We start from the raw sequence: 25822 nt of genomic DNA, 5'->3' as shown, positions 1-25822 counted from the left end.
TCTCCGGCGTGACCTCCGGCGACCGACCGCCCTTCCTCGCCACCCGCGCGGTGCACGCGGGCAACGACGTCGATCCCGGGACCGGTGCGATCCGCCGCCCGATCGTCGCGGCCAACTCCTACGCGCTGCCCGAGGACCCCTCCGAGCTGGACTGGTCGGGCACCGCGACCCGGCTCTACACCCGCAACGGCGGGGCGAACCAGGGCTGGCTGGAGGACAAGCTCGTGGCCCTGGAGGATCCCTCCGGGGTGTCGCCGGGCGGCTGTGCCGCGGTCGCGCTCGCCTCGGGCGTCGCCGCGCTGCACGCGGTGTTCTTCACGTTCCTGCGGTCCGGGGACCACGTCGTCAGCTCCGACGTCACCTACGTCGCCACCCATCGGCTGCTCACCGAGCTGCTGCCGGCCCGGTGGGGGATCACCGCCACCCTGGTCGACTCCTCCGACCCGGACGCGGTGCGCGCCGCGATCCGTCCGGAGACCCGGCTGGTACACGTCGAGACCCCGGCGAACCCGACGACCCGGATCACCGACGTCGACGCCGTCGCCGCCGTCGCACACGAGGCGGGTGCCCTGCTCAGCGTGGACGCCACGTTCGCGACCCCGGTGCTGCAACGGCCGCTGGAGCGGGGCGCGGACCTCGTCGTGCACTCGCTGACCAAGTACGTCAACGGCCACGGCGACGCGATGGGCGGTGCCGTGCTGGGCCGCCGCGAGCTGGTCGAGCGGATCCGCGCCGACGCGATGGTCGACGCCGGGGGAGTGATCAGCCCGTTCAACGCCTGGCTGATCGCCCGCGGCGCGGTGACCCTGCCGATGCGGATGCGCGCGCACTGCGCCGGCGCGCAGCAGGTCGCGGAGTACCTGGAGTCCCGCCCGGAGGTCGCGTACGTCGCCTACCCGGGGCTGGCGTCGCACCCGCAGCACGCGCTCGCGACCCGCACCCTCGACGGCGGGTACGGCGGCATGCTCGCCTTCGCCCTCGACGGTCCGCCGGAGCTGCAGAACCGGTTCGTCGCCGCACTGCGCGTGATCACCTCGGCGGTGTCGCTCGGGCACGACGAGTCGCTGATCGTGCACGTCGGCGCGGGCGGTGAGGGCCGCGCGGCGCACTTCCCGCCGGAGTTCCGCCGGCTCGGCCACCTGCGGCTGTCGGTGGGGCTGGAGGACCCGCGCGACCTCGTGGCCGACATCGCGCGGGCCCTGGACACCGTCAGCCGATGAGCGACCGGCCGACGATCTCCTTCATGATCTCGTTCGTGCCGCCGTAGATCGCCTGCACGCGGGAGTCCACGAACGCGCGGGCGATCGGGTACTCGAGCATGTAGCCGTAGCCGCCGTGCAGCTGCACACAGCGGTCGACGACCCGGTTCTGCAGGTCCGAGCACCACCACTTGGCCTTGGCCGCGTCGGGCACCGACAGCTCGGTCCCCTCGCGGTTGTGCTCGGTGATGCAGCGGTCCACGAAGACCCGGGCGATGGAGACCTCGGTGTCCATCTCGGCGAGCTCGAAGCGGGTGTTCTGGAAGTTCGCCACCGGGCGGCCGAAGGCCTTGCGCTCCTTGGTGTACTCCAGCGTCATCGCCACCGCGGCCTCGGCGCCGGCCACCGAGGCGACGGCGATCGACAGCCGCTCCTGGGCGAGGTTCTGCATCAGGTAGACGAAGCCCTGGCCGACCTCGCCGAGCCGGTTCGCGTCGGGCACCCGCACGTCGGTGAAGCTCAGCTCCGCGGTGTCCTGAGCCTTCATGCCGACCTTCTTCAGGCGGCGGCCGCGCTCGAACCCCTCCATCCCGCGCTCGACCACGAACAGGGTGAAGCCGAGGTGCTTGGCGTCCGGGTCGGTCTTGGCGACGACGATCACCAGGTCGGCGAGGATGCCGTTGGTGATGAAGGTCTTGGAGCCGTTGAGGATCCAGTCGCCGTTCGCGTCCTGCTTGGCGTTGGTGGCGATGCCCTGCAGGTCCGAGCCGGTGCCGGGCTCGGTCATGGCGATCGCGGTGATCAGCTCACCACTGCAGAACCCGGGCAGCCAGCGCTGCTTCTGCTCGTCGGTGCACAGGCGCAGCAGGTAGGGCTGCACCACGTCGTTGTGCAGCGGGAAACCGATCCCGCTGGCCCCGGCGGCGACGATCTCCTCGGCCAGGATCGCGTTGTAGCGGAAGTCGTCGACCCCGCCGCCGCCGTACTCCTCGGGGACCGCGGTGCCGAGCAGGCCCGCCGCCCCGGCCGCGGTCCATACCGCGCGGTCGACCTGGCCGTCCTCCTCCCACTGCTCGTGGTGCGGGGTGACCTCCTTCGCGATGAAGGTCCGGCACAGGTCGCGGAACGCGTCGTGTTCGTCGTCGAAGATCTCGCGCTGCATGCCCGGCAGTCTCACATACCCGTCGGTAACTCCGGTCGTCCTCACGGGCCGTCGGTGACCCGCGCGTGCCGGTAGGGTGCGCCCGTGGATCTCGTCGACGCCGCCGCCAACGTGTGGGACCGGGCCGTGGTCGGTCACCTCGCCGACCTGCGACGGATGCCGCGCGACGCGGTGGTCGGCTCGCCGCAGGGCATCCTGTTCCGGTACCGCCCGCTGTCCGGTGTGGACCCCTCCGGCGGTGCACCGGTGCTGCTCGTGCCGCCGCTGGGCGCCCCGGACTTCGCCTACGACCTGCGTCGCGGCTGCTCACTGGTGGAGCACCTGCTGCAGCAGGGCCGGACCGTCTACCTGATCGACTACGGTCCCAAGTCGTTCTCCGACCGCACCCTGGGCATCGAGAGCTGGGTCGACGAGCTGCTGCCCGACACGATCCGCCGGGTCGCCGAGGAGACCGACGACGAGGTACACCTCGTCGCCTGGTCGCTCGGTGGGATCTTCGCCCTGCTCACCGTCGCCGCCGCGGTGCAGGCCCGCGACCCGCTGCCGGTGCGCTCGGTCGCCGCGATCGGCACCCCGGTCGACATCTCCCGGGTGCCGCTGGTGGCGCCGATCCGGCCGCTCGCGCAGATCACCGGTGGCCGGCTGATCTCCTCGATCTACCGGGGCGTCGGCAGCTTCCCGGCGCCGATGGTGAGCTGGGCGTTCCAGCTGACCGCGGTGGACAAGCTCGTCACCAAGCCGCTGGCGATCGCGTCGCGGATCGACGACCGGGACTGCCTGGCCCAGATCGAGGCCGTCGACCATCTGATGAGCAACATGCACGGCTACCCGGGGCGGGTGTTCGGGCAGATCTTCCACCTGCTGCTGCGCAGCAACGACCTCGCCGACGGCGGACTGCGCCTGGGCGGGCGTGACGTGGAGCTGTCCGACGTCGGGGTGCCGGTGCTCGTCGTCGCCGGGCGGGACGACGTCATCGCCCCGCTGCGGGCGGTGCGCGCCGGCGTTCCGCTGCTGACCGGCAGCCCGGAGGTGCGGTTCACGACCTCGCCGGGCGGGCACCTGGGCGTGCTGACCGGGCGCCGGGCCCGGGACACGACCTGGCCCGAGCTCGACCGGGCCCTGGCCGACTGGGACGCCGCCGCGGACACCCCCGACGACGCCGACGGCCCGGCCGCCGCCGCCGGGGCCTGACCGGCCCGCTCCGACCACTGCCGCCCGAGCGGCCCGGTTCGTCCGCCGCCGACGGCGCCTCGCCGTCCCCGGTCCGTCCGCAGCCCGCCCGCACGGTGATCCGGAGTTCGCGCGGTGATCCGCGGTCCGCGTGCGTCCGGACGCGCGCGCCCAGCGGATCAGCGCGCGGAATCGCGATCACCGGCGTGCGGAGGCGGCGGGAGAGAGTTGACCGGTCAGGTCTCTAAGTGATTTAGTCACTTTATGACCGCAGGGGAGACGCTGTCGGAGCGCCTGGCCGACGACATCATGGACATCATCCGGACCGGGAACCTCGGCCCGGGGGACCAGCTCGCGTCCTCCCGCGACCTGGCGCGACGGTTCGAGGTCACCACCCCGACCGTCCGCGAGGCGCTGCGCCGCCTGGAGGCCACCGGTGCGGTGGAGTTCCGGCACGGCTCGGGCACCTACGTCGGCGCCGGGGTCGGGCGGCGGCTGCTCGCCAACCCGCACCGGCCGTCCCGGACCCCCGACGGCGTGCACGAGCTGATCCGCGCCCGGCTCGTCCTGGAGCCGCCGATCGCGGCCGCCGCGGCCCGGGAGCGCGACGCCGCGGGGCTGGCGATGCTCGCGGAGAGCGTCACCAACGCCCTGCACCCGCCGGTCGGTGACCTCCGTCCGGCCGTGCACTTCCACGTCGCGCTGGCCGCGACCAGCGGCAACGCGCTCCTCCGGGAGACGGTGGAGGCGCTGCTGCACGTGCGTGCGCACGACCAGGTCGAGATCCGGCACCGCTACGACGACCGCGAGCGCGACCACGCCGAGCACGTCGCGCTGCTCGAGGCCGTCCGTGGGGGCGACCCGGACCTGGCCGATCGGCTGTGTCGCGAGCACCTCGCCTCCATCGCCGCGGCGGTGGGCGCGTGAGCACGCGGCGCCTGGGGGAGATGACGACGGTCGAGGCCGCGGCCGCCGTCGTCGACAGCCCGGTGGTGCTGCTGCCGGCCGGGGCCTTCGAACAGCACGGGCCGGGACTGCCGCTCGCGACGGACCTGATCCGCGCCGAGGCGGTCTGCGACCGGGTCGCCGAGGCACTGGGCGGCACCGCCGTCGTCGGGCCGTCGTTGCCGGTCGGGGTGTCGCCGCACCACCTGGCCTTCGCGGGCACGGTCAGCCTGACCACCACGACGTTCGCCACGCTCGTCCGCGAGTACGTCGACGGTCTGTACCGGCACGGCTGGCGCCGGATCTGCGTGGTCACGGGGCACGGCGGGAACGACGCCACCCTCGCGACGGTCGCGCAGGACCTCCTCGCGGCCCGTCCGGACCTGCAGTTCGCCTGGAGCCCGCTCACCACGCTGGCCGCCGACGTCGTCGCCGCGGCCGGGCCGCCCGAGGTCAGCGGGCACAGCGGGCAGGCCGAGACGGCGCAGATGCTCGCCGTCGCACCGCACCTGGTGCACACCGACCGGCTCGCGGCCGGGACCACCCGGCTCGCCGAGCTCGACGCCTTCGGCGCACTGGCCCGCCGGCGCGGTGGTCCGAGGCTCACCGCGCCCTACGACCGTCTGTCCGGCAACGGGGTCCTCGGCGACCCCCGCCGGGCCGATCCGGAGCACGGGGAGGCGATCGTCGCCGCGATCGTCGACCGGATCACCGACTTCGTCACGGCCTGGCTCAGGGACTGACGCCCCCTCCGACCCGCACGGACCCACAGCACTCCCGCGGTGGCGCCACCCGGTGCCCCCGTCGCACGACCCTGCCCGCGACCCGGGCGGGGCCACAGCACCGGCCGTCGACGACGCCGTCCGAAGGGAACCCCATGTCCGCACCGAGACCGTCCGCAGCGACACCGCCCGTTCCGGGACGCCCGAGCGTGGGCGCGACGCGACGTCCCGGGGGACGCCGCCTGCGTGCCGTGGCGGCGGCCTGCCTGGCCGCGGCCGCCCTGACCACCGGCGCCGCCGTCGCCCCGACACCGTCCGACGCCGCCGTGGCCCCGACCGCATCCGGGGCGCCGGCCGGACCCGCCGGTTCCGGCGCACCCGCCGGACCTGCCGGAGCTGCCGGCCTCGGCGCGGCCGCCGGACCGGCGGGCGGCCCGGCCGGAGCGCGGAGCCCCGGCTGCGGCCTCACCCCACCGCAGGCACCGGGCACCACGGCCGTCCGCACCGTGGACGGCGGTGGCCTGGCCCGCACCGTGCGCGTCCACCTGCCCGAGGGGTACCGCCCCGACCGGCCCACCCCGGTGGTCCTGGTCTTCCACGGACGCGGCAACGACGGCGCCACCACCGAGGACTTCTCCGGCCTGTCCGGGCTGCCCGCCGTCGTCGCCTACCCCGACGGGGTCCCCGGCGGTGAGGGGAAGCGCTCCTGGCAGGGCGCCCCGTACTCGGCGCCGGGCGTCGACGACGTCGCCTTCACCGGTGACCTCCTCGACGAGCTGGAGTCCACGCTCTGCGTCGACCCCGGCCGGGTCTTCGCCACCGGCAAGTCCAACGGCGGCGGCTTCACCGAGATCCTGGCCTGCCGGATGCCCGACCGGATCGCCGCGATCGCCCCGGTCGCGGGCGCCTACTACCGCGACGGCGAACCGCCGTGCCGGCCCGGCCGGCCGGTCCCGGCGTTGTTCGTGCACGGTACCGGCGACGCCACCATCCCCTACACCGGCGACGCCGACCGCGGCCTGCCCGCGATCCCGGCGAAGGTCGCCGAGTGGGTCGCCCGCGACGGCTGCCGGGCCCGCCCGCAGACCCGCCGGATCGAGCCCGACGTGACCATCGCGACCTGGCGCGGCTGCCGGGACGGGGCCCGGGTGCGGCACGTCGCCGTCGACGGCGGCGGCCACACCTGGCCGGGCGCGACCGCCTACTCCGGCGGCGGCGTCACCACGCAGACGGTCCGCGCCACCGCCCTGGTCGGGGACTTCTTCGGCCTCGGGGGACCGCGATGAGCACCCCCGCCGCCACCCAGGACCGGGAGCTGCCCCGACTCGTGCGGGCGATGGCCGTCGTCGAACGGGTCGGGAACGCGCTGCCACACCCGTTCTGGCTGTTCTGGGTGCTGTCGGCGATCCTCGCCGTGGTCAGCGCCGGGCTGGCGGCGGCGGGCGTCGCCGTCGTCGCACCCGACGGCGAGCCCGTGGCGGTGCGGAACCTGCTCTCCGGCGACGGCCTCGCGATGGCCGTCTCGTCGATGATCGACAACTTCGCGCAGTTCCCGCCGATGGCCACCATCGTCACGGTGATCATGGGTGTCGCGGTCGCCGAGCGCAGTGGGCTGCTCGCCGCGGCCATGCGCGCCGGCGTCGCCCGGGTGCCCGCGTCGCTGGTGGTGTTCGCGGTCGCGTTCGCCGGGACCGTCGCGCACGTCGCGTCGGCCGCGGCGTACGTGATCCTGGTGCCGCTCGGCGGGCTCGCGTTCCGGGCGGTCGGGCGCTCGCCGATCCTCGGGATCGTCGTCGCCTACACCGCGATCGCCTCCGGCTACGACGCCAGCCCGGTCCCCACCCCGAACGACGCGATCTTCGCCGGCATCACCACCGCCGCGGCCCGGATCGTGGACCCGGCGGTCGTGGTGACCCCGGTCGGCAACTGGTTCTTCAACATCGCCTCCTCGGTCGTCCTCGCGCTGGTGATCACGCTGGTCACCCGGGTCGTCCTGGCCAAGCGGCCCGACCTGGACCCCGACCCCGACGCCCCCGACGACGACGTCGCCGGGCTGAGCCTGTCCGCGGCCGAGCGGACCGGCCTGCGCCGCGCCGGCTGGGTCCTGCTCGGCTGTGCCGTCCTGCTCGCCGCGGTCATGGCCCCGGAGTGGTCCCCGCTGCGCGGCGAGAACGGCTCGGTCGTCGAGTCCCCGCTGGTCGAGGGCATCGGCGCGGTCATCGCGCTGCTGTTCGGCCTGCTCGGCATCGTCTTCGGCCGCGCGGTCGGGACGATCGCCACCGCCGCCGACGTCCCGAAGCTGATGGCCGACGGGATCCGGCAGATGGCCCCCGTGCTGGCGCTGTTCTTCGCGATCGCCCAGTTCCTGGCCTACTTCGACTGGACCCACGTCGGGGACGTGCTCGCCGTCGTCGCCGCGGACGCGCTGCGCACCACCGGCGTCCCGATCCCGGTCGTGTTCCTGATGGTGCTGGCCGTGCTCACCGTGGTGAACGTGATGGTCACCAGCGGGACGGCGATGTGGTCGATCGCGGCGCCGGTGATCGTGCCGATGCTGATGCTGGTCGAGGTGCCGCCGGAGACCACCCAGGCGCTGTTCCGGATCGCCGACTCCGGCTCGACGGCGATCACCCCGATGAGCCCGTACTTCGTGATGGCGCTGGGGTTCCTGCAGCGCTACCGCAAGGACGCGGGCATCGGGACGCTCGCGTCGTACACGCTGCCCCTGGCCGTTGCCATGACGGCGGTCTGGACGCTGCTGTTCTTCGCCTGGTGGGCACTGGGGATCCCACTGGGCCCGGGGGCCCCGGTCCGCTGAGGGGACGGACGCGGGGCGGGGACCGGGACGGTGGGGGACACTGGCGCAGGTGCGCTACCTCGACGGTCCCGGTCCCGGTCCACGACGCTGGTCGGTGATGGGCCTGGGCACCTGGCAGTTCGGCACGAGCGAGTGGGGCTACGGCGACGCGCTGGAGGCCGGGCGGATCGTCGCCCGCGCCCGCGAGCTGGGCGTCACCGTGTTCGACACCGCGGAGCTCTACGGCCCGCTGCGCAGCGAGCGGATCCTCGGCGACGCGCTGCGCGCCTGCGGTGGCCCCGGGTGGCGCGACGACGTCGTGATCGCGACGAAGTTCTTCCCGGTCCTGCCCCTGGGCCCGGTGCTGCGGCACCGTGCGGCCGCCTCCGCCGCCAGGCTCGGGGTGACCGAGATCGACCTCTACCAGGTGCACAAGCCGCACCCGCTGGTCGGCGACGCGTCGGCGATGCGTGGGATGGCCGAGCTGCAGCGGACCGGGCTGGTCCGCCACGCCGGCGTCTCGTCGTACACGCTGGACCGCTGGCTGGCCGCGGAGGAGGCGCTCGGCGGACCCGTGCTGTCCAACCAGGTCGAGTTCAGCCTCCTGCGCCGCAGGCCCGTCGCGGCCCTCGTCCCGCACGCCGCCGCGCACGGCCGCATCGTGATGGCCTACAGCCCGCTCGCCCAGGGCCTGCTCACCGGCCGTTATGACGCCGGCCACCGGCCCACCAACGCGGTGCGCCGCAGTAAGCCGGAGTGGCTGCCGGAGAACCTGGCCGCGCTGGCCCCGCTCACCGACGCTCTGCGCGACGTCGCCTCCGCGCACGACGCGACGCCGTCGCAGGTCGCGCTGGCGTGGGTGGTGTACCACCCGAACACGGTGGCGATCCCCGGTGCGTCGAGCGTGGCGCAGCTGGAGTCGAACGTGGCCGCGGCGGACATCGTGCTGACCTCCGACGAGTACGTCGGTCTCACCGCGGCCGCGCAGCGGGTCCGGCTGCGCACCGGACCCGCCACGCTGCCCGCCGTGGCCCGGGAGCTGCTGCGCTCCCGCTGAGCCGCTACTTGACGTGCTCGCGCAGGAACTGCGTCGCGCGGGTCCACGCGATCTCGGCCTGCTCGGCGTCGTAGGTGCCCATGTGGTTCTCGTCGTTGAAGAACGCGTGCCCGGCCGGGTACTGCAGGAACTCCGGGCGGGTGCCGGACTCGGCCTGGATGCGGTCGGCGAGGGACTCCACCGCGTCCGGCGGGGCCATGGTGTCCTCGGACCCGAAGTGGCCCTGCACGGCCGCGGTCAGGTTCGCGAACGACGGGTAGTCCTCCTTGAGCACCCCGTAGAAGGGCACGGCGGCCGCGACCTTGTCGCCCTGCTGCGCGGCGAGGACCAGCACGAAGCCGCCGCCCATGCAGAAGCCGACCGCGCCGACGGCCGAGGAGGTGACGTCGTCGCGCCCGAGCAGGAACTCCACCGCCCCTGCCAGGTCGGTCGCGGCGCCGTTGACGGGCAGCTCACCCATCAGCGCCCCCGCCTCGTCGGAGTCGTGCGTGGTGCGCCCGCCGTACAGGTCGGGGGCGAGCGCGACGAATCCCTCGGCCGCGAACCGGTTCGTCACGTCGACGATGTGGTCGGTCAGGCCCCACCACTCCTGGATGACGATCAGGCCGGGTCCGGCCCCGGACTCGGGCAGGGCCAGGTAGCCGTGCGCGGTGTCGCCGCCGGAGGGGAAGGTGACGTTCTGCGCGGGGTTCTCGTTGGTGTGTGCCACGGGCGCGATGACATCACGACGGTGCCGGTACCGCCCGCCGGGAAGATCGTTGCGTCCTGTGACGGAGGACCCTCCGTTAATCATGAGCGTCGCAAACGATATGGGTCTATCGTCACCGCCATGCTCGCCGGGACCGCCACCCGAACCGCGCACGACGCCGCGGTGGAGAACCTGCGCCGGGCGCGCGCCGGAGCCGGCGCCGTCCAGCTGGGGAAGCCGTCGTCGAACCTGTTCCGGTTCGGCGACCGCGACACCGGCGCCGCCGCGCGACGCCTCGACACCTCCGCGCTGGACGGTGTGCTCGGTGTGGACCCGGACCGGCGCACGGCCGAGGTCCAAGGGATGGCGACCTACGAGACCATCGTGGACGCCACCCTCGCCCACGGGCTGATGCCCCTGGTCGTCCCGCAGCTCAAGACCATCACCCTCGGCGGCGCGGTCACCGGGCTCGGGGTCGAGTCGACGTCGTTCCGCGACGGGCTGCCGCACGAGTCGGTGCTCGAGATGGACGTCCTCACCCCGGCCGGGGAGCTGCTGCACGTCACCCCCGACGGGGAGCACGCCGACCTGTTCGCGGCGTTCCCCAACTCCTACGGCACGCTCGGCTACGCGGTCCGCCTGGTCGTCGAGCTGGCGCCCGTGAAGCCCTTCGTGAAGCTCACCCACCACCGGTACGCGAGCGCCTCCGCCGCGTCGGCGGCGATCGAGCGGTTCGTGGCGGCGGGCGAGGTGGACTTCCTCGACGGTGTCGTGTTCGGCCCCGACGAGCAGTACCTGACCACCGGGGAGTTCGTCGACGCCCCGATGCCGGGCGCCCGGATCTCCGACTACACCGGTCAGGAGGTGTTCTACCGGTCGCTGCAGCGCCGCCCGGTCGACCACCTCACCGTGCACGACTACCTGTGGCGCTGGGACACCGACTGGTTCTGGTGCTCGCGGGCGTTCGGCGTGCAGCACCCGGTGGTGCGCCGGTTCTGGCCACGCCGCCTGCGCCGCTCGGACGTCTACCGCCGTCTCGTCGCCCTCGACCAGCGTCACGGCGCGTCGAACCGGGTCCGGGAGGCCCTCGGCGGGACCGCCGAGGAGATGGTCGTGCAGGACGTGGAGATCCCGGTGGAGCGGCTCCCGGAGTTCCTCGAGTTCTTCCACCGGGAGATCCGGATCGAGCCGGTGTGGCTGTGCCCGCTGCAGCTGCGCGGGGAGCGGAGCTGGCCGCTGTACCCGATGGAGCCGGGCCGGCTCTACGTCAATGTCGGCTTCTGGTCCTCGGTGGCGGAGAAGCCGGGGGACCGGTGGGCACACAACCGGCTGATCGAGGAGTGTGTCGCCGACCTGGGCGGGCACAAGTCGCTGTACTCGACCGTGCACTACGGCGAGGACGAGTTCTGGTCGCACTACAACGGTGCGGCCTACCGGGCGGTGAAGCAGCGGTACGACCCGGACGGTCGGTCTCCCGACCTGTTCGCCAAGGTCACCGGCCGCTGACGAGCGCACCGCGGGGATCGACAGGGGAGGGATCGGCGATGACAGGAGTACTGGAACGGCGGGCCGCGACGACCGAGCCGGTGGCGGGGATCCTGTCCCACGTCCTGGGTTCCACGCGTGAGCTGCGGGTGGAGGGGTTCGACGGGTCGCGGTCGGGGCCCGACGACGCCCCGGTCACGTTGCGGGTCAAATCGCCCCGGGCGCTGGCCCGGCTGGTGAGCGCCCCGGGCTCGCTCGGGCTGGCCCGGGCGTACGTGACCGAGGAGCTCGACGTGGAGGGGGACCTCTACACCGCGCTGCGGGCGATGGCCGAGGTGACGTTGCACTCGATCCCGCGCCGGGAGCAGCTGTGGCTGGCGCGCCGGCTGCTGCCCTACTGGCGCGAGCACCGGATGCCGCCGCCCGACCTGGAGGCCCGCCCCAAGGGGCTGCTGCACTCCAAGCGGCGCGACTCGCAGGCCATCTCGCACCACTACGACGTGTCCAACCGGTTCTACGAGTTCGTGCTCGGGCCGTCGATGACCTACACCTGCGCGGCCTACCCCGACGCCGACGCGTCGCTGGAGACCGCACAGGCCACCAAGTACGAGCTGGTGGCGACCAAGCTGGACCTGAAGCCGGGGATGCGGCTGCTCGACGTCGGCTGCGGCTGGGGCGGCATGGTCCGCCACGCCGCCCGCGAGCACGGCGTCCGCGCGCTCGGGGTGACCCTGTCCCGCGAGCAGGCCGCCTGGGCGCAGGAGGCCATCGAGCGGGAGGGCCTGTCCGAGCTGGCCGAGGTCCGGCACCTCGACTACCGCGACGTCCCCGACGGCGTCTACGACGCGGTGTCCTCGATCGGCCTGACCGAGCACATCGGCAAGGCCAACCTGGACTCCTACTTCGCGTCGATGTACGCCAAGCTCCGGCCGGGCGGGCGGATGCTGAACCACTGCATCACCCAGCCGCACCGGCCCGACCACCGTCACACCGACCCGTTCATCCACCGTTACGTGTTCCCCGACGGGGAGCTGGAGCCGGTCGCGGCGCTGGTGGACGCGATGAACGAGGCCGGCTTCGAGATCCGGCACGAGGAGAACCTGCGCGAGCACTACGCCATGACGCTGCGGGACTGGGGCGCGAACCTGGAGCGCAACTGGACCGACGCCGTCGCCGAGGTCGGTGTCGGGCGGGCCCGGGTGTGGCGGCTCTACATGGCAGCGTGCCGGCTGGGCTTCGAGCTGAACAACATCCAGCTGCACCAGGTGCTGGGTGTGAAGCTCGCCGACGGCGGGGCCGCCGGGTTCCCGCTGCGCGGGGAGCACGGGGCGTACTAGGGGAGTCGGCGGAGACGGCGCGCGGCCGCGACGGCCTGCGCGCCGTACCCGCCCCCGAACAGCACGGCGTGCACCAGCAGCGGGAACAGCTGGTGCAGGTGGACCCGCTCGCGCCACCCGTCGGCGAGCGGGGAGTGCTCGTCGTAGGCGGCGAGGACGACGTCGAGGTGCGGCAGCCCGAACAGGTCCAGCATCGCGAGGTCGGACTCGCGGTGGCCGCCGTGCGCGGCCGGGTCGATCAGCCACGCAGCGCCGTCGCCGCCCCCGTCGCCCGACCAGAGCACGTTGCCGGACCAGAGGTCGCCGTGCAGCCGGGCCGGCGGCTCGTCCGGACCGGCCAGGGCACCGATCCGCCCGCACACGTCGTCGACGGCGGCGGCGCCGGCCGGGTCGAGGGCGCCGCGGTCCCGGGCGGCCCGCAGGTAGGGCAGCACCCGGTCGGTGGCGAACCAGTCGGCCCACGGGCCGTCGTGCGGACGGTTCTCCATCCGCGTGTGCCCGATCCACGCCCGCGCCGGCCCGCCCGGCGGCGGGGCACCGAACGCGTCGGCGCCCGCGGCGTGCAGCGTCGCCAGCTCCCGGCCGAACCGCTCCGCGGCGCCGGGCGTCGCCCGGCCCGGGGGGACGAGCTCGGTGACCAGGACCGCGTCGTCGGCGCCGAGCACACGGGGGACCGGCGGTCCGCCCGGCACCGCGATCCAGCGCATCCCGGCGGCCTCGGCCGGGGCCGCGCCCGGGTCCGCCGAGGCGTCCTTGACCACGACGACGGTGCCGTCGTCCAGGGTCGCGTGCGGGGGGTGCCCGGCCGGCCCGTCGCGCACCGCACGACCGGTCAGCCGGGCGACGCGGTCGGTCATGCGTTCCGGGTGACGTGCTCGACCAGGCCCGGCATCGCCGCGACGATCATGGCGTGGACCTCGGCGAACCCGTCCGGGCCGCCGTAGTAGGGGTCGGGCACCTCGGCACCCGCGGGGGCTGCCGGGTCGAACGAGCGCAGCAGTCGGACCCGCTTGGGATCGGGCACCGACTGCTCGAGGGTCCGCAGGTGCCCCATGTCCAGCGCCACCAGCAGGTCCGCGGAGAGGATCTCCGAGTCGACCTGGCGGGCGCTGTGGGCGGTGTCGTGACCGTGCTCGGCCAGCACCTGGGCGGCGCGCTCGTCCATGGGCTGCCCGATGTGCCAGTGGCCGGTCCCGGCGCTGGTCACGCGCACCCGGTCGGCCAGCCCGGCGGCCTCGACCTCGGCGGCGAGGATCTTCTCGGCGATCGGGGACCGGCAGATGTTGCCGGTACAGACGAAGACGACGTTCACTGCGACGTTCCTCCGGGGAGCGGGGGCACCGACGTCGACCCTGACGCTCGGGTGTGGTGGCCGGGCCATTGTCCACCGCGCACCGGTGCGCGCCGTAGGGTGGCCCGATGCCGTTCGATCACCATGCGGCCGGGACGGATCACGCGGGCGGGCACGACCTGCGGCACCACGGCGACGCCGAGGCCACCGACGGGCTCGTCGACTTCGCCGTCAACGTGATCGGCGACGGCCCCCCGCCCTGGCTGCGGGACCGGCTCGTCGCGACCCTGGACGGTCTCGGCCGCTACCCGCGGGCCGACCACGACGCCCGCGCCCGCGCCACCGTCGCGGCGCGGCACGGCCGCCACGCGGACGAGGTGCTGGTGCTCGCGGGCAGCGCGGAGGGATTCGCGCTGCTCCCGTCGCTGCGCCCCCGGCTCGCTGCCGTCGTGCACCCCGGGTTCACCGAGCCGGAGGCCGCGCTGCGCGGCGGCGGGGTGGACGTGGTGCGGGTGCTGACCGACGCCGCGACCGGGCACGCGCTCGACCCGGCCGCGGTGCCCGAGGAGGCCGACCTCGTCGTCGTCGGGAACCCGACGAACCCCACCGGGGTGCTGCACCCGGCCGCCGCGCTGCGCGCGCTCGCCCGCCCGGGACGGACCGTGCTCGTCGACGAGGCGTTCGCCGACGCCGTCCCCGGCGAGCCGGAGACACTCGCCGGCGACGCCGGCGTGCCCGGCCTGCTGGTGTTCCGCTCGCTGACCAAGACCTGGGCGCTGGCCGGGCTGCGCGCCGGCTACGCGCTCGGCGCCCCCGAGCTGCTGGCCCGGCTCGCCGCGACCCGCCCGCTGTGGCCGGTCTCCACCCCCGCCCTGGAGGCGGTCATCGCCTGCTGCGAGCCCGATGCGGTCTCCGCCGCGGACCGGACGGCCCGCGAGCTCGCCGCACACCGCGTCTCCATGGCCGCGGCGCTGTCGGGCCTCGACGGCGTCGGCGTGTCGGCGGGGCCCGCCCCGTACCTGCTGCTGCACCTGCCCGACGGCACCGGCGAGGCGGTGCGGCGCATGCTGCGCGAGGCCGGGATCGCGGTGCGCCGCGGCGACACCTTCCCCGGTCTCGGGCCCGACCACCTGCGCGTCGCGGTCCGCCCGCCGGAGACGGTCCGCCGCCTCGTCGAGTCCCTCGACGCCGCACTGCGCCGGCTGGCGGTGTCGGCGTGAGCACGGTGCGCGACGTCGTCGCCGCCCTCGACGCCGCCTACCCGCCCCGGCTGGCCATGGACTGGGACGCGGTCGGCCTGGTCTGCGGCGACCCCGACGACACCGTCTCCCGGGTGCTGTTCGCCGTCGACCCCACCCCGGAGACCGTCGACGAGGCGATCTCCTCCGGCGCCCAGCTGCTGGTCACCCACCACCCACTGCTGCTCCGCGGGGTGCACGGCGTCGGCGCCGACACCCCCAAGGGCGCCCTGCTGCACCGGCTGATCCGGGCCGGGGTCGCGCTGTTCACCGCGCACACCAACGCCGACGTCGCCGACCCGGGCGTCTCCGACGCGCTCGCCGCCGCCCTCGGGCTGACCGTGTCCGGCCCGCTGGAACCGGAGCCCGGCCCGGCCCTGGACAAGATCGTCACGTTCGTGCCGGTCGGCCCGTCGATCGCCGCCGTGCACACCGCCCTGTCCGACGCCGGTGCCGGCGCGATCGGCAACTACTCGCACTGCTCGTTCGCCACCGCCGGGACCGGCCAGTTCCTTCCCCTCGACGGCGCCGCCCCGGTCATCGGGTCGGTCGGCCGCCTGGAGCGCGTCGCGGAGACCCGGCTGGAGATGGTGCTGCCCCGGTCGCGGCGCCGCGACGTCGTCGCCGCGCTGCGGGCCGCGCACCCCTACGAGGAACCGGCCTTCGACCTGCTGGAGATGGCGCCGCTGCCGTCGTCGCTGGGGCTGGGCCGGGTCGGCGAGCTCACCGCCGCCGAGCCGTTCGCGGCATTCACCCGCCGGGTCGCCGCGGCGCTGCCCGCCACCGCATGGGGGGTGCGCGGTGCCGGGGACCCGGAGCGCCCGATCCGCCGGGTCGCGGTCTGCGGCGGCGCCGGGGACTCGGCCCTGGACTCGGCCGCCCGGGCCGGCGTCGACGCGTTCGTCACCGCCGACCTGCGCCACCACCCCGCGTCCGAGCACGCGCTCGCCGGGACCGGCCCCGGCGGCCCGACCCCCGCGCTGGTCGACGTCGCCCACTGGGCCTCGGAGTGGCCGTGGTGCGGGCAGGCGGCCGGGGTCGTGGCCGAGGCCCTCGCAGGTAGCGTCTCGGTCGCGGTCTCGCGGGCCCGTACCGACCCCTGGACCACCGCCGCCCCGAGCAGCGGATCCGACACGACAGCAGGACAACCGGAGGCGAGTGCATGAAGGCCGATCCCACCGCGCAGGCGAAGCTGGTGACGCTGGCCGAGGTGGACGCCGAGATCGGCCGGCTCACCCACCGGCGCTCGACGCTGCCCGAACTCGCGCAGCTGGACGAGGCCGAGCAGCGGGTCCGTGCGGCGCGCGACGCCCTGGTCCGCGCCGAGACCCGCGCCGGTGACCTCGACCGCGACATCGCCCGGCTCGAACGCGACATCGACGGTGTCCGGGCCCGCACCGAGCGCGACCACACCCTGCTCGCCGGCTCGGGCATCTCCGCGAAGCAGGCCACCGAGCTGCAGCACGAACTCGACACCCTCGCCCGCCGCCAGGGCGTCCTGGAGGACGAGCAGCTGGGGATCATGGAGGAGCGCGAGGCCGTCGGGATCGAGCTCGACCACGCCCGCGGCGAGCTGGCCGAGGCCGAGACCGCCCTCGGCGAGGTGACCGCGAAGCGCGAGTCCGCCGAGGGCGACATCGACGCCACCCGCGCCGGGCGCGACCGCGCCCGCACCGAGGTCGTCGCCGCGTTGCCCGCGGACCTGCTCGCCGACTACGAGCGCATCCGCGCCGGCGGCCGGGTCGCGGCCGGACAGCTGCGCGAGTCCCGCTGCGGCGCGTGCCGGCTCGAGCTCGACCGGACCTTCCTCGGGCAGGTCCGCACGGCGGCCGCCGACGAGGTCGTCCACTGCGAGGAGTGCGGCGCGATCCTGGTGCGTGGCAGGTGAGGCTGGTCGTCGAGGCGGACGGCGGCTCCCGCGGCAACCCCGGGCCCGCCGGCTACGGCGCGGTCGTGCTCGACGCCGGCGCACGCCAGGTGCTCGGTGAGGTCTACGACGGCCTCGGGACCACCACCAACAACGTCGCCGAGTACCGCGGCCTGATCGCCGGGCTGAGGGCCGCCCGCGACCTGGGGGCCACCGAGGTCGAGGCGCGGATGGACTCCAAGCTCGTCGTCGAGCAGATGAGCGGGCGCTGGAAGATCAAGCACCCGCCGCTGCAGGAGCTCGCCGACACCGCCCGCGAGCTGGCCGCGGGCTTCGACGCGGTCACCTTCGTGTGGATCCCGCGCAAGGACAACGCCCGCGCCGACGCGCTCGCCAACCGGGCGATGGACGGGGAGTCGAACCCCAGCCTGGACCCGTCCGGCGCGGTGGGACCGGCGCCGAAGCCGCCCGCGAACGCGACCGCGTCGACGGACTCCGCGGCCGCCGCGGCCGCGTGGACCGGGCAGACGGGCTCCCCGACGCGGCTGATCCTGCTGCGCCACGGCCAGACCGAGCTGTCGGTCGAGCGCCGCTACTCCGGCCACGGCGATCCCGAGCTGACCGAGCTGGGCCAGAAGCAGGCCGCCGCCGCGGCCCGCGCGCTGGCGACCCGGCTGTCGGGCCAGGGCGTCGAACCGGCCGTGGTGCTGTCCTCGCCGCTGCGCCGGGCCCGCCAGACCGCGGCCGCCGTCGCCGAGACGACCGGGGCCGACCTCGAGGTCCGCGACCGCCTGATCGAGACCGACTTCGGTGGCTGGGAGGGTCTCACCTTCACCGAGGCCCGCGAGCGCGACCCCGAGCTGCACGGCCGCTGGCTCGGATCCGCCGACGTCGAACCGCCGGGCGGCGAGAGCTTCCGCGCGGTGGGGGAGCGGGTCGAGGCCGAGCGGGCCCGGATCGTCGAGGAGTTCGCCGGTCGGACGGTGGTCCTGGTCAGCCACGTCACGCCGATCAAGATGCTGCTGCGCACCGCGCTCGGCGCCGGCGACGAGGTGCTCTACCGCATGCACCTGGACCTGGCCTGCCTCAACATCGCCGACTTCTACCCCGACGGGGGCGCCTCGGTGCGTCTGGTCAACGAGACGTCCTACCTGGACGACCTCCGGTAGTCACCGGCCCGTCACCGCCTGCTGGATCGATACCGTCCTGCCCCGTTCGGGCGGTGTCGACTCCGGACAGTTGTCCCCCTTCCTCACCTGAGCGATGCTTCGTGTGCACCGTACGGGGTGGTCAACCTACGGAGCGTGAACGACAGTCTCGGTGTCGGCGGGGAACAGGGAGACGGTGAGGACAGCGATGTCGCAGATCCACGAGCACGACTACGGCTACGACCTGGCACACGAGATGAAGGTGATCGCGCGGCTGCCCCAGCAGCGGCGCGGCAGCTCACGCCCGATGGGTGTCCCGGCCCGCGAGATGGACCCGGACACCGACCTCGGCCACGACATGGCCCACGAGTTCTGATCCCTGCCCACCGTCCGCGACCGGCCCCGCCCCTTCCGGGTGGGGCCGTCGTGCCGTCCGGGCCGTGCCGCTACCGGGGAAGCACCGCGAGCCCGGCCCAGAGCGCGGTCGTCGCGGCGAGCAGGCCCAGCGGGACGGTGAGCACCCCCAGGCGCAGGAACGTGCCGAGCTGCGGCGGGTCGCCGTAACCGGTGGCGATACGCCGCCACAGCAGCGTCGCGAGCGACCCGGCGTAGGTCAGGTTCGGCCCGATGTTGACGCCCAGCAGCATCGCCAGCACCAGGCCGGGGTGCGCGGCCGGGCCGAGTGCGGTGAGCAGCACCAGCGTCGCGGGCAGGTTGTTCACCACGTTCGCCAGCACCGCCGCGACGGCCGCGGTGACCAGCAGCCCGGTCAGGTCCGGGGTGGCGGGCAGCAGCGCACCGATCCAGCCCGACAGCCCCTGCGCACCGATCCCGGCGACGACCACGCCCAGGGCCAGCACGAACAGGCAGAACCCGGGGGAGGCCGCGGCGACCAGGCGCAGCGGCCCGGTCTCGCGCCGCACCAGCGCCCGCACCGCCAGCACCGCGGCCCCGGCTGCGGCGACCCAGCCCGGTTCGACGCCCAGCGGCGAGGCCACCGCGAACCCGGCCAGGGTCAGCCCGAGCACCACCAGCGCGACGACCGGCGCGGCCGGCGCGGGCACCGCGGGACCGGCCGGGGCCGGCTCCGGCTCCGAGGCGAGGTCGCGCCGGAACACCCACCGCAGCACCAGGTACTCGACGACGATCACCGCCACCCACGGCCCGACCATCAGCCCCGCGAAGGTCAGGAACCCCACCCCCGACGCCGAGAACGCCAGCAGGTTCGTCAGGTTCGACACCGGCAGCAGCCCGGACGCCGAGTTCGACAGGTGGGCGCAGGCGAACGAGTGCGGCCGCGACGCCACCCCCAGCCGGGCCGCCGTCGCCAGCACCACCGGGGTCAGCAGGACCACCGTCGCGTCCAGGCTCAGCACCGCGGTCGTCCCGGCCGCCGCGGCGAAGACGGCGACCAGCAGCCGTCGCGGGGACCCGGCCGACGCCGTCGCCAGCCGCGCGCCCAGCCAGCGGAACACGCCCTCGGCGTCGGCGAGGTGCCCGAGCAGCAGGATCGCGGCGAGGAACCCGACGGTCGGGGCGAGCTCGCCGATCTCGGTCCACGCCCCGGCCGGGGTCACCAGCCCGGCGACGACGGCGACCAGTGCCGCCGGGACCGCGACCACGGCCTCGGGCAGCCCGAACGGGCGCAGCGTCGCGGCGGCCAGGACCGCGGCCAGCAGGGCGACCGCCAGCAGGAGGCTCACGTGAACAGCAGCGCGACGCCGACGGCCAGGCCCAGCAGGACCACCGCCCAGCGCAGCAGGGTCTCCGGCATCCGCCGCGCGACCAGTGCGCCGACGTAGCCGCCGACCAGCGTGGTCGGCGCGAGCAGCGCGACGGCGAGCCAGTCGACCGGGGCGCCGAGGGCGAACACGACGACCGTCACCGTCGCGACGACCAGCGACAGCACGCCCTTGAGCGCGTTGAGCCTGCGCAGCTCGTCGTGGGCGAACAGCGACAGTGCCGAGATCAGCACCACGCCCAGGGCGCCGCCGAAGTAGCCGCCGTAGACCGCGGCGAGGAACACCGCGACCAACAGTGCCGGGGTGCGGTCCCGCCCCCGGGCGGCCGGGTCGCCGATCCGGCGCTTGAGCCACGGCCCGACCGCCATCGTGAGGCTGGCCAGGATCACCAGGACGGGCACGACGGCGTCGAACACGCTGCTGGGCAGCACCAGCAGCAGGGTGCAGCCCACTCCGCTGCCCAGCGCCGCGGCGACCGCGGTGACCGCGATCCGCCTGCCCTGTCCGGGCAGCTCACGGCGGGCCCCGAGCACCAGCCCGGCGTAGCCGGGCCACTGGGCGACCGAATTGGTGACGTTCGCCGCCAGCGGCGGGAACCCCACCCCGAGCAGCGCCGGGAACACCAGCAGCGACCCGCCGCCCGCGACGGCGTTCACCGCACCCGCGAGCAGCCCGGCCACCAGCAGGAACACCAGCGCCCACGGCTGGGAGAGGTCGATCACCACCGGACGGTATCCCGGTGCAACGCCGCGGTCCTCCCCGGCAGCCGACCGTGCGGGTCCGTAGCCTGGAACCCATGACCGCTGCCACCGAGATCGCGTTCGAGAACACCTTCGTCCGCGACCTGGACGGGCTCTACCTGCCCTGGCAGGCCGCCCCGGCGCCGGACGCACGGCTGGTGCTGCTCAACGAGTCCCTGGCCGGTGAGCTGGGCCTCGACCCGGCGCAGCTGCGCACCCCCGAGGGCGTCGCGCTGCTCACCGGCACGACCGTGCCCGACTCGGCGACGACCGTCGCGCAGGCGTATGCCGGGCACCAGTTCGGCAACTACTCGCCGCGGCTCGGCGACGGGCGTGCGCTGCTCGTCGGCGAGCTGGTCACCCCCGACGGCGTCCGCCGCGACCTGCACCTCAAGGGGTCCGGACGTACCCCGTTCGCCCGCGGCGGCGACGGGAGGGCCCCGCTCGGGCCGATGCTGCGCGAGTACGTGATCTCCGAGGCGATGCATGCGCTGGGGGTGCCCTCCACGCGGTCGCTGGCCGTCGTCGCCACCGGCGAGCCCGTGCTGCGCGACCGCGGCCCGGAGCCGGGCGCCGTGCTCGCCCGCACCGCGGCCAGCCACCTGCGGGTGGGGACCTTCCAGTTCGCGGCCGCCACGGGGGAGATCGACGTGCTGCGCCGGCTCGCGGAGTACGCGATCGCCCGGCACCACCCGCAGGCGTCCTCGCCGCTGGAGCTCTACCGCGCGGTGATCGCCGTCCAGGCCGGGCTCGTCGCGCGCTGGATGCAGATCGGGTTCGTGCACGGCGTCATGAACACCGACAACATGACGATCTCCGGCGAGACCATCGACTACGGCCCGTGCGCCTTCCTCGACGCCCACGACCCGGCGACCTGGTACTCCTCGATCGACTCCGGTGGCCGCTACGCCTACGGCAACCAGCCCGGCATCGCCCAGTGGAACCTCGCCCGGCTCGGCGAGTCGCTGCTGGGGCTGTTCGCCGACTCCCAGGAGGAGGCGGTGCGCCTCGCGACCGAGGAGCTGGCGGGCTTCGCCGACGCCTACCTCGCCGCCCGGGACCGCGGCTACCTCGCCAAGATCGGCGTCGGGACCCCGGAGCTGCTCGCCGACCTGTTCGCGGTGATCGAGGACCAGAAGCCCGACCACACCCTGTTCTTCCGACGGCTGTCCGAGGCCGCCCGGGGCGACGCCGGGCCGGTCCGCGCCCTGCTCTCCGACCCGGCCGCGCTGGACCCGTGGCTGGAGTCCTGGCGGGCCGCCGGTCCGGACGCCGACGCAATGGACCGGGTCAACCCGGTCTACGTGCCGCGCAACCACCTGGTCGAGGAGGCGCTGGGCGCCGCCGTCGAGGGGGACCTGGAGCCGGTGCAGTGGCTGCTGCAGGTCCTCGCGCACCCGTTCACCGAGCGCGAGGGCTACGAGCGCTACGCCCAGCCCGCGGGGCCGGACTCGCCGCCGTTCACGACGTTCTGCGGGACGTGAGCAGCGAGCACTGCGCGACCGTGACCAGCCAGTCCCGGTAGCGGCGACGTCGACCTCACCCGGCGCATCCCGAGCGACCTGATCCTCGCCGCCGCGGCGGCCGACCCGCGGATCGCGCCGGCGCTCGGGCCCTACCTCGCGATGCTCGCCGGCCCGGAGTCCCTCGACCCGGTGGAGCCGCTCGCCCGCGCCGTCTACCAGGGCGGATGGCGCGCGCCGCTCGCCGACGGCCCCGGCGGCGACGAACTGGCGGAGGTCGTGCGGGCCGCCGTCGCGGCGTGAGTATCCTCGTGTACGCGGACGAGTCGGTCGGGCGGCCGCGGCGGGACCTCCGGGTCCCGCCGAGGAAAGTCCGGACTCCACAGGGCAGGGTGGTTGTCAACGGCAACCCGGGGCGACCCGCGGGACAGTGCCACAGAGAACAGACCGCCACGCGGCTCCCCGGAGCCGCGGGGTAAGGGTGAAACGGTGGTGTAAGAGACCACCAGCACCCCGGGTGACCGGGGTGGCTCGGTAAACCCCACCCGGAGCAAGGTCGAGAGGCCGTACGTGTACGGCTGCGCAGGCGCATGAGGGCTGCCCGCCCGAGCCTGCGGGTGGACCGCTGGAGCCTGCCGGCGACGGCAGGCCGAGATGGATGGTCGCCGAACGGAGCACCGTGAGGTGCCCGGGAACAGGATCCGGCTTACAGACCGGCTCGTCCGCACCCCAGCCCTGCCCGCGCCCGATCCCCGCCGGGCACCCGGTCCGCGACCGGGGCCGGCACCGGCGCGAGGTCGTGACCACGCCGTCCGGGGCGCCGGGGAGGACCGGGACGGCCTGACTCCTGTGGCCCGCGTGGGTCGGGTCAGCTCGTCGCCGGGCCGGGGGCCAGTGCGGTCCTGACGGCGAACCCGCCGAGCACGGTGCCGGCCACCCACCGCTGGACCGTCATCGCCCGCGGCCGTGCGGCCAGGAACCCCGAGACGGACGCGGCGGTGAGGACGATCAGCCCGTTGACGGTCACCGCGACGGCGATCTGGACCGCTCCGAGCTGCAGGAGCTGGCTCCCGGTGGCGCCGTCGGCGGGGTCGACGAACTGGGGCAGCAGCGCGGCGTACATCAGCGCGATCTTCGGGTTCAGGAGGTTCGTGAGCAGCCCCATGCCGAACAGGCGCCGGTCGCGCTCGGGCGCGAGGTCGCGGGCCTCGAACGGTGACCGTCCGCCGGGGCGCAGCATGCCCCAGGCGAGCCAGGCGAGGTAGAGCCCCCCCGCGATCCTGACCGCGGTGTAGGCGGCGGGGACGGCGACGAACAGCGCCGAGAGCCCGGCTGTCGCGGCGAGGAGGTAGCAGAGGAAGCCGACCGCGGTACCGGCGAGCGACACGAGTCCGGCGCGCCGGCCCTGTGAGATCGCCCGGGAGGTCAGGTACACCATGTTCGGCCCCGGGGTGAGGACCATGCCGAGGGCGATCACGACGACACCCAGGGCTGCGGACGGTTCGATCACGGCGACTCCTCACCGAACGGCTGGTGATCGGGAGCGAATCACGGCGACGGTCTGCGGACCAGTGGATTCCCGGGTGTGCTGTGTCGCTCGGACGGCTCCGGGACCGGGCTCGCGGGCCGGGGCCCCGCGCGGACGGGGGCGTGGCGGCGTGGTCGCCCCGGGCACGTTTGACGATCTGCCGGTGAGCAGCACCCGCGACCTCCGCGTCGTCGCGCTGGGGGACTCCGTCGTGGCCGGTGTCGGTGACCCCGACTGCCGGGGGTGGTTCGGCCGCCTGGTGGCGGCGGTCGGGCGCCGGGGCGTCCCGACGACCGCCTACAACCTGGGGATCCGCCGCAACACCAGCAGCGACGTCCTCGCCCGCTGGGAGCGCGAGACGGGCGCACGCCGTGCCCCCGGGTGCGACGAGCGCCTGGTCCTGTCCTTCGGTGTGAACGACGGCGTCGAGGAGGACGGCCGGTGCCGGGTGGAGCCGGACGTCACGGTCGCGAACCTGACCCGGCTGCTCGCCGGGGCCGAGGCCGCGGGCCTGCCGGCCTTCGTCGTCGGACCCCCGCCGATCGCCGACGCCGCGGTGAACCGGCGGGTGCGGGACCTGACCGCGCGGTTCCTCGGGGTGTGCGACGCCGCCGGGGTGCCCTTCGTCGACGTGTTCGATGCGCTGTCGGCCGACGAGGTGTGGACGACCGGGGTCCGCGACGGAGACGGCGCCCACCCCGGTGCCGACGGCTACGACCGCCTCGCCCGGCTCGCGATGCCGGCGTGGCTGTCGTGGATCGGCGCGGCCCGGTAGCGGATCCGCACGCGCTCCTCTGCCGTCGAGGACCGGACCTGACCGCATCGGGCGGCACAGTCGTCCTCGAACCGCCCCCGAGCACCCGGAGGACCCCATGTACGCACCCGCCCGCCACGACGAGGTCACCGGCCTCCTGAACTACATCGACCAGCAGCTCACGGCGATCCGCTCCGCGCTCCTCGGCCTCACCGAGGAACAGGCCCGCGCGACGCCGTGCGGCAGCGCGCTGTCCGTCGGTGGCCTGGTCAAGCACGCCGCCTACTGCATGCGCGGCGCGCTGGACCGGCTGACCGCTGACGTCACCGAGCAGCCGCTCGACGCGGCCGCGGTCGCCCTGTTCACCGGCAGCTTCACCGTCGGCGACGACGAGACCGTCGCCGCGACCGTCGAGGAGTTCGACCGGGTCCGGGCCGAGCTGCTCGCCACCGTCGCGAAGACCGACCCGGCCGGCGACTCGACCGCCCCGCCCGCCCCCTGGCACGGGATCCACGACGCGCGGCCGATCCACGCCCGCTACTACCTGGTGCACCTGGTCGAGGAGTTCGCCCGGCACGCGGGGCACGCCGACATCCTCCGCGAGCAGATCGACGGCGTCGCGGTGCCCGCGCTGGTGCTCACCCTCGCCGGGGCGCCCGCCAACGACTTCTTCCAGCCCTACGAGGCGGCGCCGGGCACGCTGCTGGCCTGAACCGGGCGGTATCCCCGGGCGTCCCCGGTCGTTGATCCCCACGACCGGCTTCGGGGAGGGCGGATGCGTCGAGGACGACGGAACGGACTGATCGCCACGGCCGCGGCCGTCGTCGCGCTCGTGGGGCTCGCCTCGCTGCAGCCCGCCGTCGCGGTCGGCCCGTTCGGCCCGTCGGGGCGGGTGACCGTCACCCCGGCGGCGTCGAACCAGTTCGCCGGGACCCTCGACGAGGGTTCCGGCAGCCGCGGGTTCACCGCCCGCCACGGCGCCCCGCCCGACGGCGGCAGCGGAGCCCTCGAGCTGCGCACCCCGGGCGACGGGGACAAGCGTCAGTACGTCACCGACGAGGTCGCCGGGCCGTTGTCCCGGTTCACCGACGCGAGCTACTGGGCCTACCGCGACCCGGCGTCGTCGAGCGGGGCGATGCCGTCGTTCGCGATCGCCGTCGACGTGAACGGCGGCACCCTGGAGGCCGGCGACCTGTACGTCCTCACCTACCTGCCCGACCGGGCCCCGACCGGCACCTGGACCCGCTACGACGTCGGGTCCGGCACCTACTGCACGACACAGCAGATCGGCCGGGTCGACGCCTACCGGCAGTGCCGCGACGGCGGCGAGCAGCGCACGCTGGCCGACATCATGGCCGCGTACCCGGACATGACCGCCTACGCCGCCGGGTTCAACCAGGGCGGCGGCGACGCCGGGCTGGTCTCGGCCGTCGACCTGCTCCGGGTCGGCGGGCGGACCTACGACTTCGAGCCCGCCTGAGCCGGTCGC

At 74.7% G+C, this 25822-nt stretch carries 26 protein-coding genes and 1 other RNA gene; 20 read left to right on the top strand and 7 right to left on the bottom strand.

From position 1 onward, the window contains the following. Positions 1–8: 8 nt before the first annotated feature. Positions 9–1220 carry a trans-sulfuration enzyme family protein gene (locus DMP15_RS19450; protein WP_301549210.1) on the top strand — a complete coding sequence of 404 codons (1212 nt, stop codon included), beginning with the start codon at positions 9–11 and terminating at the stop codon, positions 1218–1220. Here DMP15_RS19450 and DMP15_RS19445 read toward each other — a convergent pair. Continuing rightward, positions 1210–2361 carry an acyl-CoA dehydrogenase family protein gene (locus tag DMP15_RS19445; protein WP_073577082.1) on the bottom strand — a complete coding sequence of 384 codons (1152 nt, stop codon included), beginning with the start codon at positions 2359–2361 and terminating at the stop codon, positions 1210–1212. The two genes, DMP15_RS19450 and DMP15_RS19445, sit on opposite strands and share 11 nt — an antisense overlap. Before the next feature lie 84 nt (positions 2362–2445). Here DMP15_RS19445 and DMP15_RS19440 point away from each other — a divergent pair, with 84 nt between their 5' ends. From DMP15_RS19440 to DMP15_RS19415, 6 genes are all read left to right on the top strand, one after another. Then, positions 2446–3552 carry an alpha/beta fold hydrolase gene (locus DMP15_RS19440; RefSeq protein WP_073577081.1) on the top strand — a complete coding sequence of 369 codons (1107 nt, stop codon included), beginning with the start codon at positions 2446–2448 and terminating at the stop codon, positions 3550–3552. A 243-nt stretch (positions 3553–3795) separates the two neighbouring features. Beyond that, entirely contained in the window at positions 3796–4458 is a 663-nt protein-coding gene (locus tag DMP15_RS19435) for a FadR/GntR family transcriptional regulator (RefSeq protein WP_073577080.1), read from the top strand. Then, entirely contained in the window at positions 4455–5219 is a 765-nt protein-coding gene (locus DMP15_RS19430) for a creatininase family protein (RefSeq protein WP_073577079.1), read from the top strand. Before DMP15_RS19435 ends, DMP15_RS19430 begins: the two co-directional genes overlap by 4 nt. Positions 5220–5407: 188 nt before the next feature. Further along, complete coding sequence (locus DMP15_RS19425; protein WP_301549211.1) at positions 5408–6484, top strand: alpha/beta hydrolase family esterase; 1077 nt, start codon at positions 5408–5410, stop codon at positions 6482–6484. Continuing rightward, positions 6481–8016: an AbgT family transporter gene (locus tag DMP15_RS19420; protein WP_073577078.1), complete on the top strand. Its 1536-nt coding sequence runs from the start codon at positions 6481–6483 to the stop codon at positions 8014–8016. The genes DMP15_RS19425 and DMP15_RS19420 overlap by 4 nt, the downstream gene beginning before the upstream one ends. Positions 8017–8065: 49 nt before the next feature. After that, positions 8066–9052, top strand: a complete 987-nt coding sequence (locus DMP15_RS19415) for an aldo/keto reductase (RefSeq protein ID WP_073577077.1) — start codon at positions 8066–8068, stop codon at positions 9050–9052. A 4-nt stretch (positions 9053–9056) separates the two neighbouring features. Here the strand turns inward: DMP15_RS19415 and DMP15_RS19410 are convergent, their stop codons facing one another. After that, the gene (locus DMP15_RS19410) at positions 9057–9761 is read right to left on the bottom strand and encodes a dienelactone hydrolase family protein (protein ID WP_073577076.1); all 705 of its coding nucleotides are present in this window, start codon (positions 9759–9761) and stop codon (positions 9057–9059) included. A gap of 120 nt (positions 9762–9881) precedes the next feature. Between DMP15_RS19410 and DMP15_RS19405 the strand changes: the two genes are divergently transcribed. Then, positions 9882–11246 carry an FAD-binding oxidoreductase gene (locus DMP15_RS19405; protein WP_073577075.1) on the top strand — a complete coding sequence of 455 codons (1365 nt, stop codon included), beginning with the start codon at positions 9882–9884 and terminating at the stop codon, positions 11244–11246. A 38-nt stretch (positions 11247–11284) separates the two neighbouring features. Beyond that, entirely contained in the window at positions 11285–12562 is a 1278-nt protein-coding gene (locus tag DMP15_RS19400; RefSeq protein ID WP_237454038.1) for a class I SAM-dependent methyltransferase, read from the top strand. On the opposite strand, the gene DMP15_RS19395 is transcribed toward DMP15_RS19400, so the two are convergent. Both DMP15_RS19395 and DMP15_RS19390 read right to left on the bottom strand, forming a co-directional pair. Continuing rightward, positions 12559–13419 (bottom strand): fructosamine kinase family protein, encoded by an 861-nt coding sequence (locus DMP15_RS19395; RefSeq protein ID WP_100880315.1) that lies wholly within the window; start codon positions 13417–13419, stop codon positions 12559–12561. The two genes, DMP15_RS19400 and DMP15_RS19395, sit on opposite strands and share 4 nt — an antisense overlap. Next, positions 13416–13874 (bottom strand): low molecular weight protein-tyrosine-phosphatase, encoded by a 459-nt coding sequence (locus DMP15_RS19390; RefSeq protein WP_073577072.1) that lies wholly within the window; start codon positions 13872–13874, stop codon positions 13416–13418. Before DMP15_RS19390 ends, DMP15_RS19395 begins: the two co-directional genes overlap by 4 nt. 107 nt (positions 13875–13981) lie before the next feature. Between DMP15_RS19390 and cobC the strand changes: the two genes are divergently transcribed. The 5 genes from cobC to DMP15_RS19365 all read left to right on the top strand — a co-directional run bounded on the left by cobC (position 13982) and on the right by DMP15_RS19365 (position 18482). Beyond that, the gene (cobC, locus tag DMP15_RS19385; RefSeq protein ID WP_073577071.1) at positions 13982–15073 is read left to right on the top strand and encodes an Rv2231c family pyridoxal phosphate-dependent protein CobC; all 1092 of its coding nucleotides are present in this window, start codon (positions 13982–13984) and stop codon (positions 15071–15073) included. Between the two features lie 56 nt (positions 15074–15129). Next, complete coding sequence (locus DMP15_RS19380; RefSeq protein ID WP_434094288.1) at positions 15130–16257, top strand: Nif3-like dinuclear metal center hexameric protein; 1128 nt, start codon at positions 15130–15132, stop codon at positions 16255–16257. After that, positions 16254–16979, top strand: a complete 726-nt coding sequence (locus DMP15_RS19375; protein WP_073577069.1) for a zinc ribbon domain-containing protein — start codon at positions 16254–16256, stop codon at positions 16977–16979. Before DMP15_RS19380 ends, DMP15_RS19375 begins: the two co-directional genes overlap by 4 nt. Before the next feature lie 2 nt (positions 16980–16981). Further along, positions 16982–18127, top strand: a complete 1146-nt coding sequence (locus tag DMP15_RS19370) for a bifunctional RNase H/acid phosphatase (protein ID WP_202416250.1) — start codon at positions 16982–16984, stop codon at positions 18125–18127. Between the two features lie 187 nt (positions 18128–18314). Continuing rightward, the gene (locus DMP15_RS19365) at positions 18315–18482 is read left to right on the top strand and encodes a hypothetical protein (protein ID WP_020622575.1); all 168 of its coding nucleotides are present in this window, start codon (positions 18315–18317) and stop codon (positions 18480–18482) included. A gap of 70 nt (positions 18483–18552) precedes the next feature. Here DMP15_RS19365 and DMP15_RS19360 read toward each other — a convergent pair whose 3' ends face one another. Both DMP15_RS19360 and DMP15_RS19355 read right to left on the bottom strand, forming a co-directional pair. Then, positions 18553–19809: an SLC13 family permease gene (locus tag DMP15_RS19360; protein ID WP_167379095.1), complete on the bottom strand. Its 1257-nt coding sequence runs from the start codon at positions 19807–19809 to the stop codon at positions 18553–18555. Further along, positions 19806–20570, bottom strand: a complete 765-nt coding sequence (locus DMP15_RS19355; RefSeq protein ID WP_083658913.1) for a sulfite exporter TauE/SafE family protein — start codon at positions 20568–20570, stop codon at positions 19806–19808. The genes DMP15_RS19360 and DMP15_RS19355 overlap by 4 nt, the downstream gene beginning before the upstream one ends. Positions 20571–20644: 74 nt before the next feature. Here DMP15_RS19355 and DMP15_RS19350 point away from each other — a divergent pair, with 74 nt between their 5' ends. The 3 genes from DMP15_RS19350 to rnpB all read left to right on the top strand — a co-directional run bounded on the left by DMP15_RS19350 (position 20645) and on the right by rnpB (position 22776). Further along, the gene (locus DMP15_RS19350; protein WP_073577067.1) at positions 20645–22072 is read left to right on the top strand and encodes a protein adenylyltransferase SelO; all 1428 of its coding nucleotides are present in this window, start codon (positions 20645–20647) and stop codon (positions 22070–22072) included. A 141-nt stretch (positions 22073–22213) separates the two neighbouring features. Further along, positions 22214–22354: a hypothetical protein gene (locus DMP15_RS19345; protein ID WP_157818543.1), complete on the top strand. Its 141-nt coding sequence runs from the start codon at positions 22214–22216 to the stop codon at positions 22352–22354. 19 nt (positions 22355–22373) lie between these two features. Then, positions 22374–22776, top strand: an RNA gene (rnpB, locus tag DMP15_RS19340) — RNase P RNA component class A. Positions 22777–22919: 143 nt separating this feature from the next. Here the strand turns inward: rnpB and DMP15_RS19335 are convergent. Further along, positions 22920–23561 (bottom strand): LysE family translocator, encoded by a 642-nt coding sequence (locus DMP15_RS19335; RefSeq protein WP_073577066.1) that lies wholly within the window; start codon positions 23559–23561, stop codon positions 22920–22922. A gap of 181 nt (positions 23562–23742) precedes the next feature. Between DMP15_RS19335 and DMP15_RS19330 the strand changes: the two genes are divergently transcribed. From DMP15_RS19330 to DMP15_RS19320, 3 genes are all read left to right on the top strand, one after another. After that, positions 23743–24354 (top strand): GDSL-type esterase/lipase family protein, encoded by a 612-nt coding sequence (locus tag DMP15_RS19330; RefSeq protein ID WP_208623077.1) that lies wholly within the window; start codon positions 23743–23745, stop codon positions 24352–24354. Positions 24355–24451: 97 nt separating this feature from the next. After that, positions 24452–25045, top strand: a complete 594-nt coding sequence (locus DMP15_RS19325; RefSeq protein ID WP_073577065.1) for a DinB family protein — start codon at positions 24452–24454, stop codon at positions 25043–25045. A 63-nt stretch (positions 25046–25108) separates the two neighbouring features. Then, entirely contained in the window at positions 25109–25813 is a 705-nt protein-coding gene (locus DMP15_RS19320) for a hypothetical protein (RefSeq protein ID WP_073577064.1), read from the top strand. Positions 25814–25822: the final 9 nt, after the last annotated feature.

Origin of the sequence: Pseudonocardia sp. UM4_GMWB1 (genome assembly GCF_017312155.1) — a bacterium.
Classification (GTDB): Bacteria; Actinomycetota; Actinomycetes; order Mycobacteriales; family Pseudonocardiaceae; genus Pseudonocardia; species Pseudonocardia alni.
Note: the sequence above shows the minus strand (reverse complement) of the source record. Positions and strands in the feature narration are given on the sequence as shown.

Bases quoted from the DNA above. Each gene is read 5' to 3' on its own strand.
- DMP15_RS19445 (WP_073577082.1), bottom strand. From the start codon at position 2,361: ATGCAGCGCGAGATCTTCGACGACGAACACGACGCGTTCCGCGACCTG.
- DMP15_RS19435 (WP_073577080.1), top strand. From the start codon at position 3,796: ATGACCGCAGGGGAGACGCTGTCGGAGCGCCTGGCCGACGACATCATG.
- DMP15_RS19420 (WP_073577078.1), top strand. From the start codon at position 6,481: ATGAGCACCCCCGCCGCCACCCAGGACCGGGAGCTGCCCCGACTCGTG.
- DMP15_RS19405 (WP_073577075.1), top strand. From the start codon at position 9,882: ATGCTCGCCGGGACCGCCACCCGAACCGCGCACGACGCCGCGGTGGAG.
- DMP15_RS19400 (WP_237454038.1), top strand. From the start codon at position 11,285: ATGACAGGAGTACTGGAACGGCGGGCCGCGACGACCGAGCCGGTGGCG.
- DMP15_RS19395 (WP_100880315.1), bottom strand. From the start codon at position 13,419: ATGACCGACCGCGTCGCCCGGCTGACCGGTCGTGCGGTGCGCGACGGG.
- cobC (WP_073577071.1), top strand. From the start codon at position 13,982: ATGCCGTTCGATCACCATGCGGCCGGGACGGATCACGCGGGCGGGCAC.
- DMP15_RS19380 (WP_434094288.1), top strand. From the start codon at position 15,130: ATGGACTGGGACGCGGTCGGCCTGGTCTGCGGCGACCCCGACGACACC.
- DMP15_RS19375 (WP_073577069.1), top strand. From the start codon at position 16,254: ATGAAGGCCGATCCCACCGCGCAGGCGAAGCTGGTGACGCTGGCCGAG.
- DMP15_RS19365 (WP_020622575.1), top strand. From the start codon at position 18,315: ATGTCGCAGATCCACGAGCACGACTACGGCTACGACCTGGCACACGAG.
- DMP15_RS19350 (WP_073577067.1), top strand. From the start codon at position 20,645: ATGACCGCTGCCACCGAGATCGCGTTCGAGAACACCTTCGTCCGCGAC.
- DMP15_RS19345 (WP_157818543.1), top strand. From the start codon at position 22,214: ATGCTCGCCGGCCCGGAGTCCCTCGACCCGGTGGAGCCGCTCGCCCGC.
- DMP15_RS19325 (WP_073577065.1), top strand. From the start codon at position 24,452: ATGTACGCACCCGCCCGCCACGACGAGGTCACCGGCCTCCTGAACTAC.
- DMP15_RS19320 (WP_073577064.1), top strand. From the start codon at position 25,109: ATGCGTCGAGGACGACGGAACGGACTGATCGCCACGGCCGCGGCCGTC.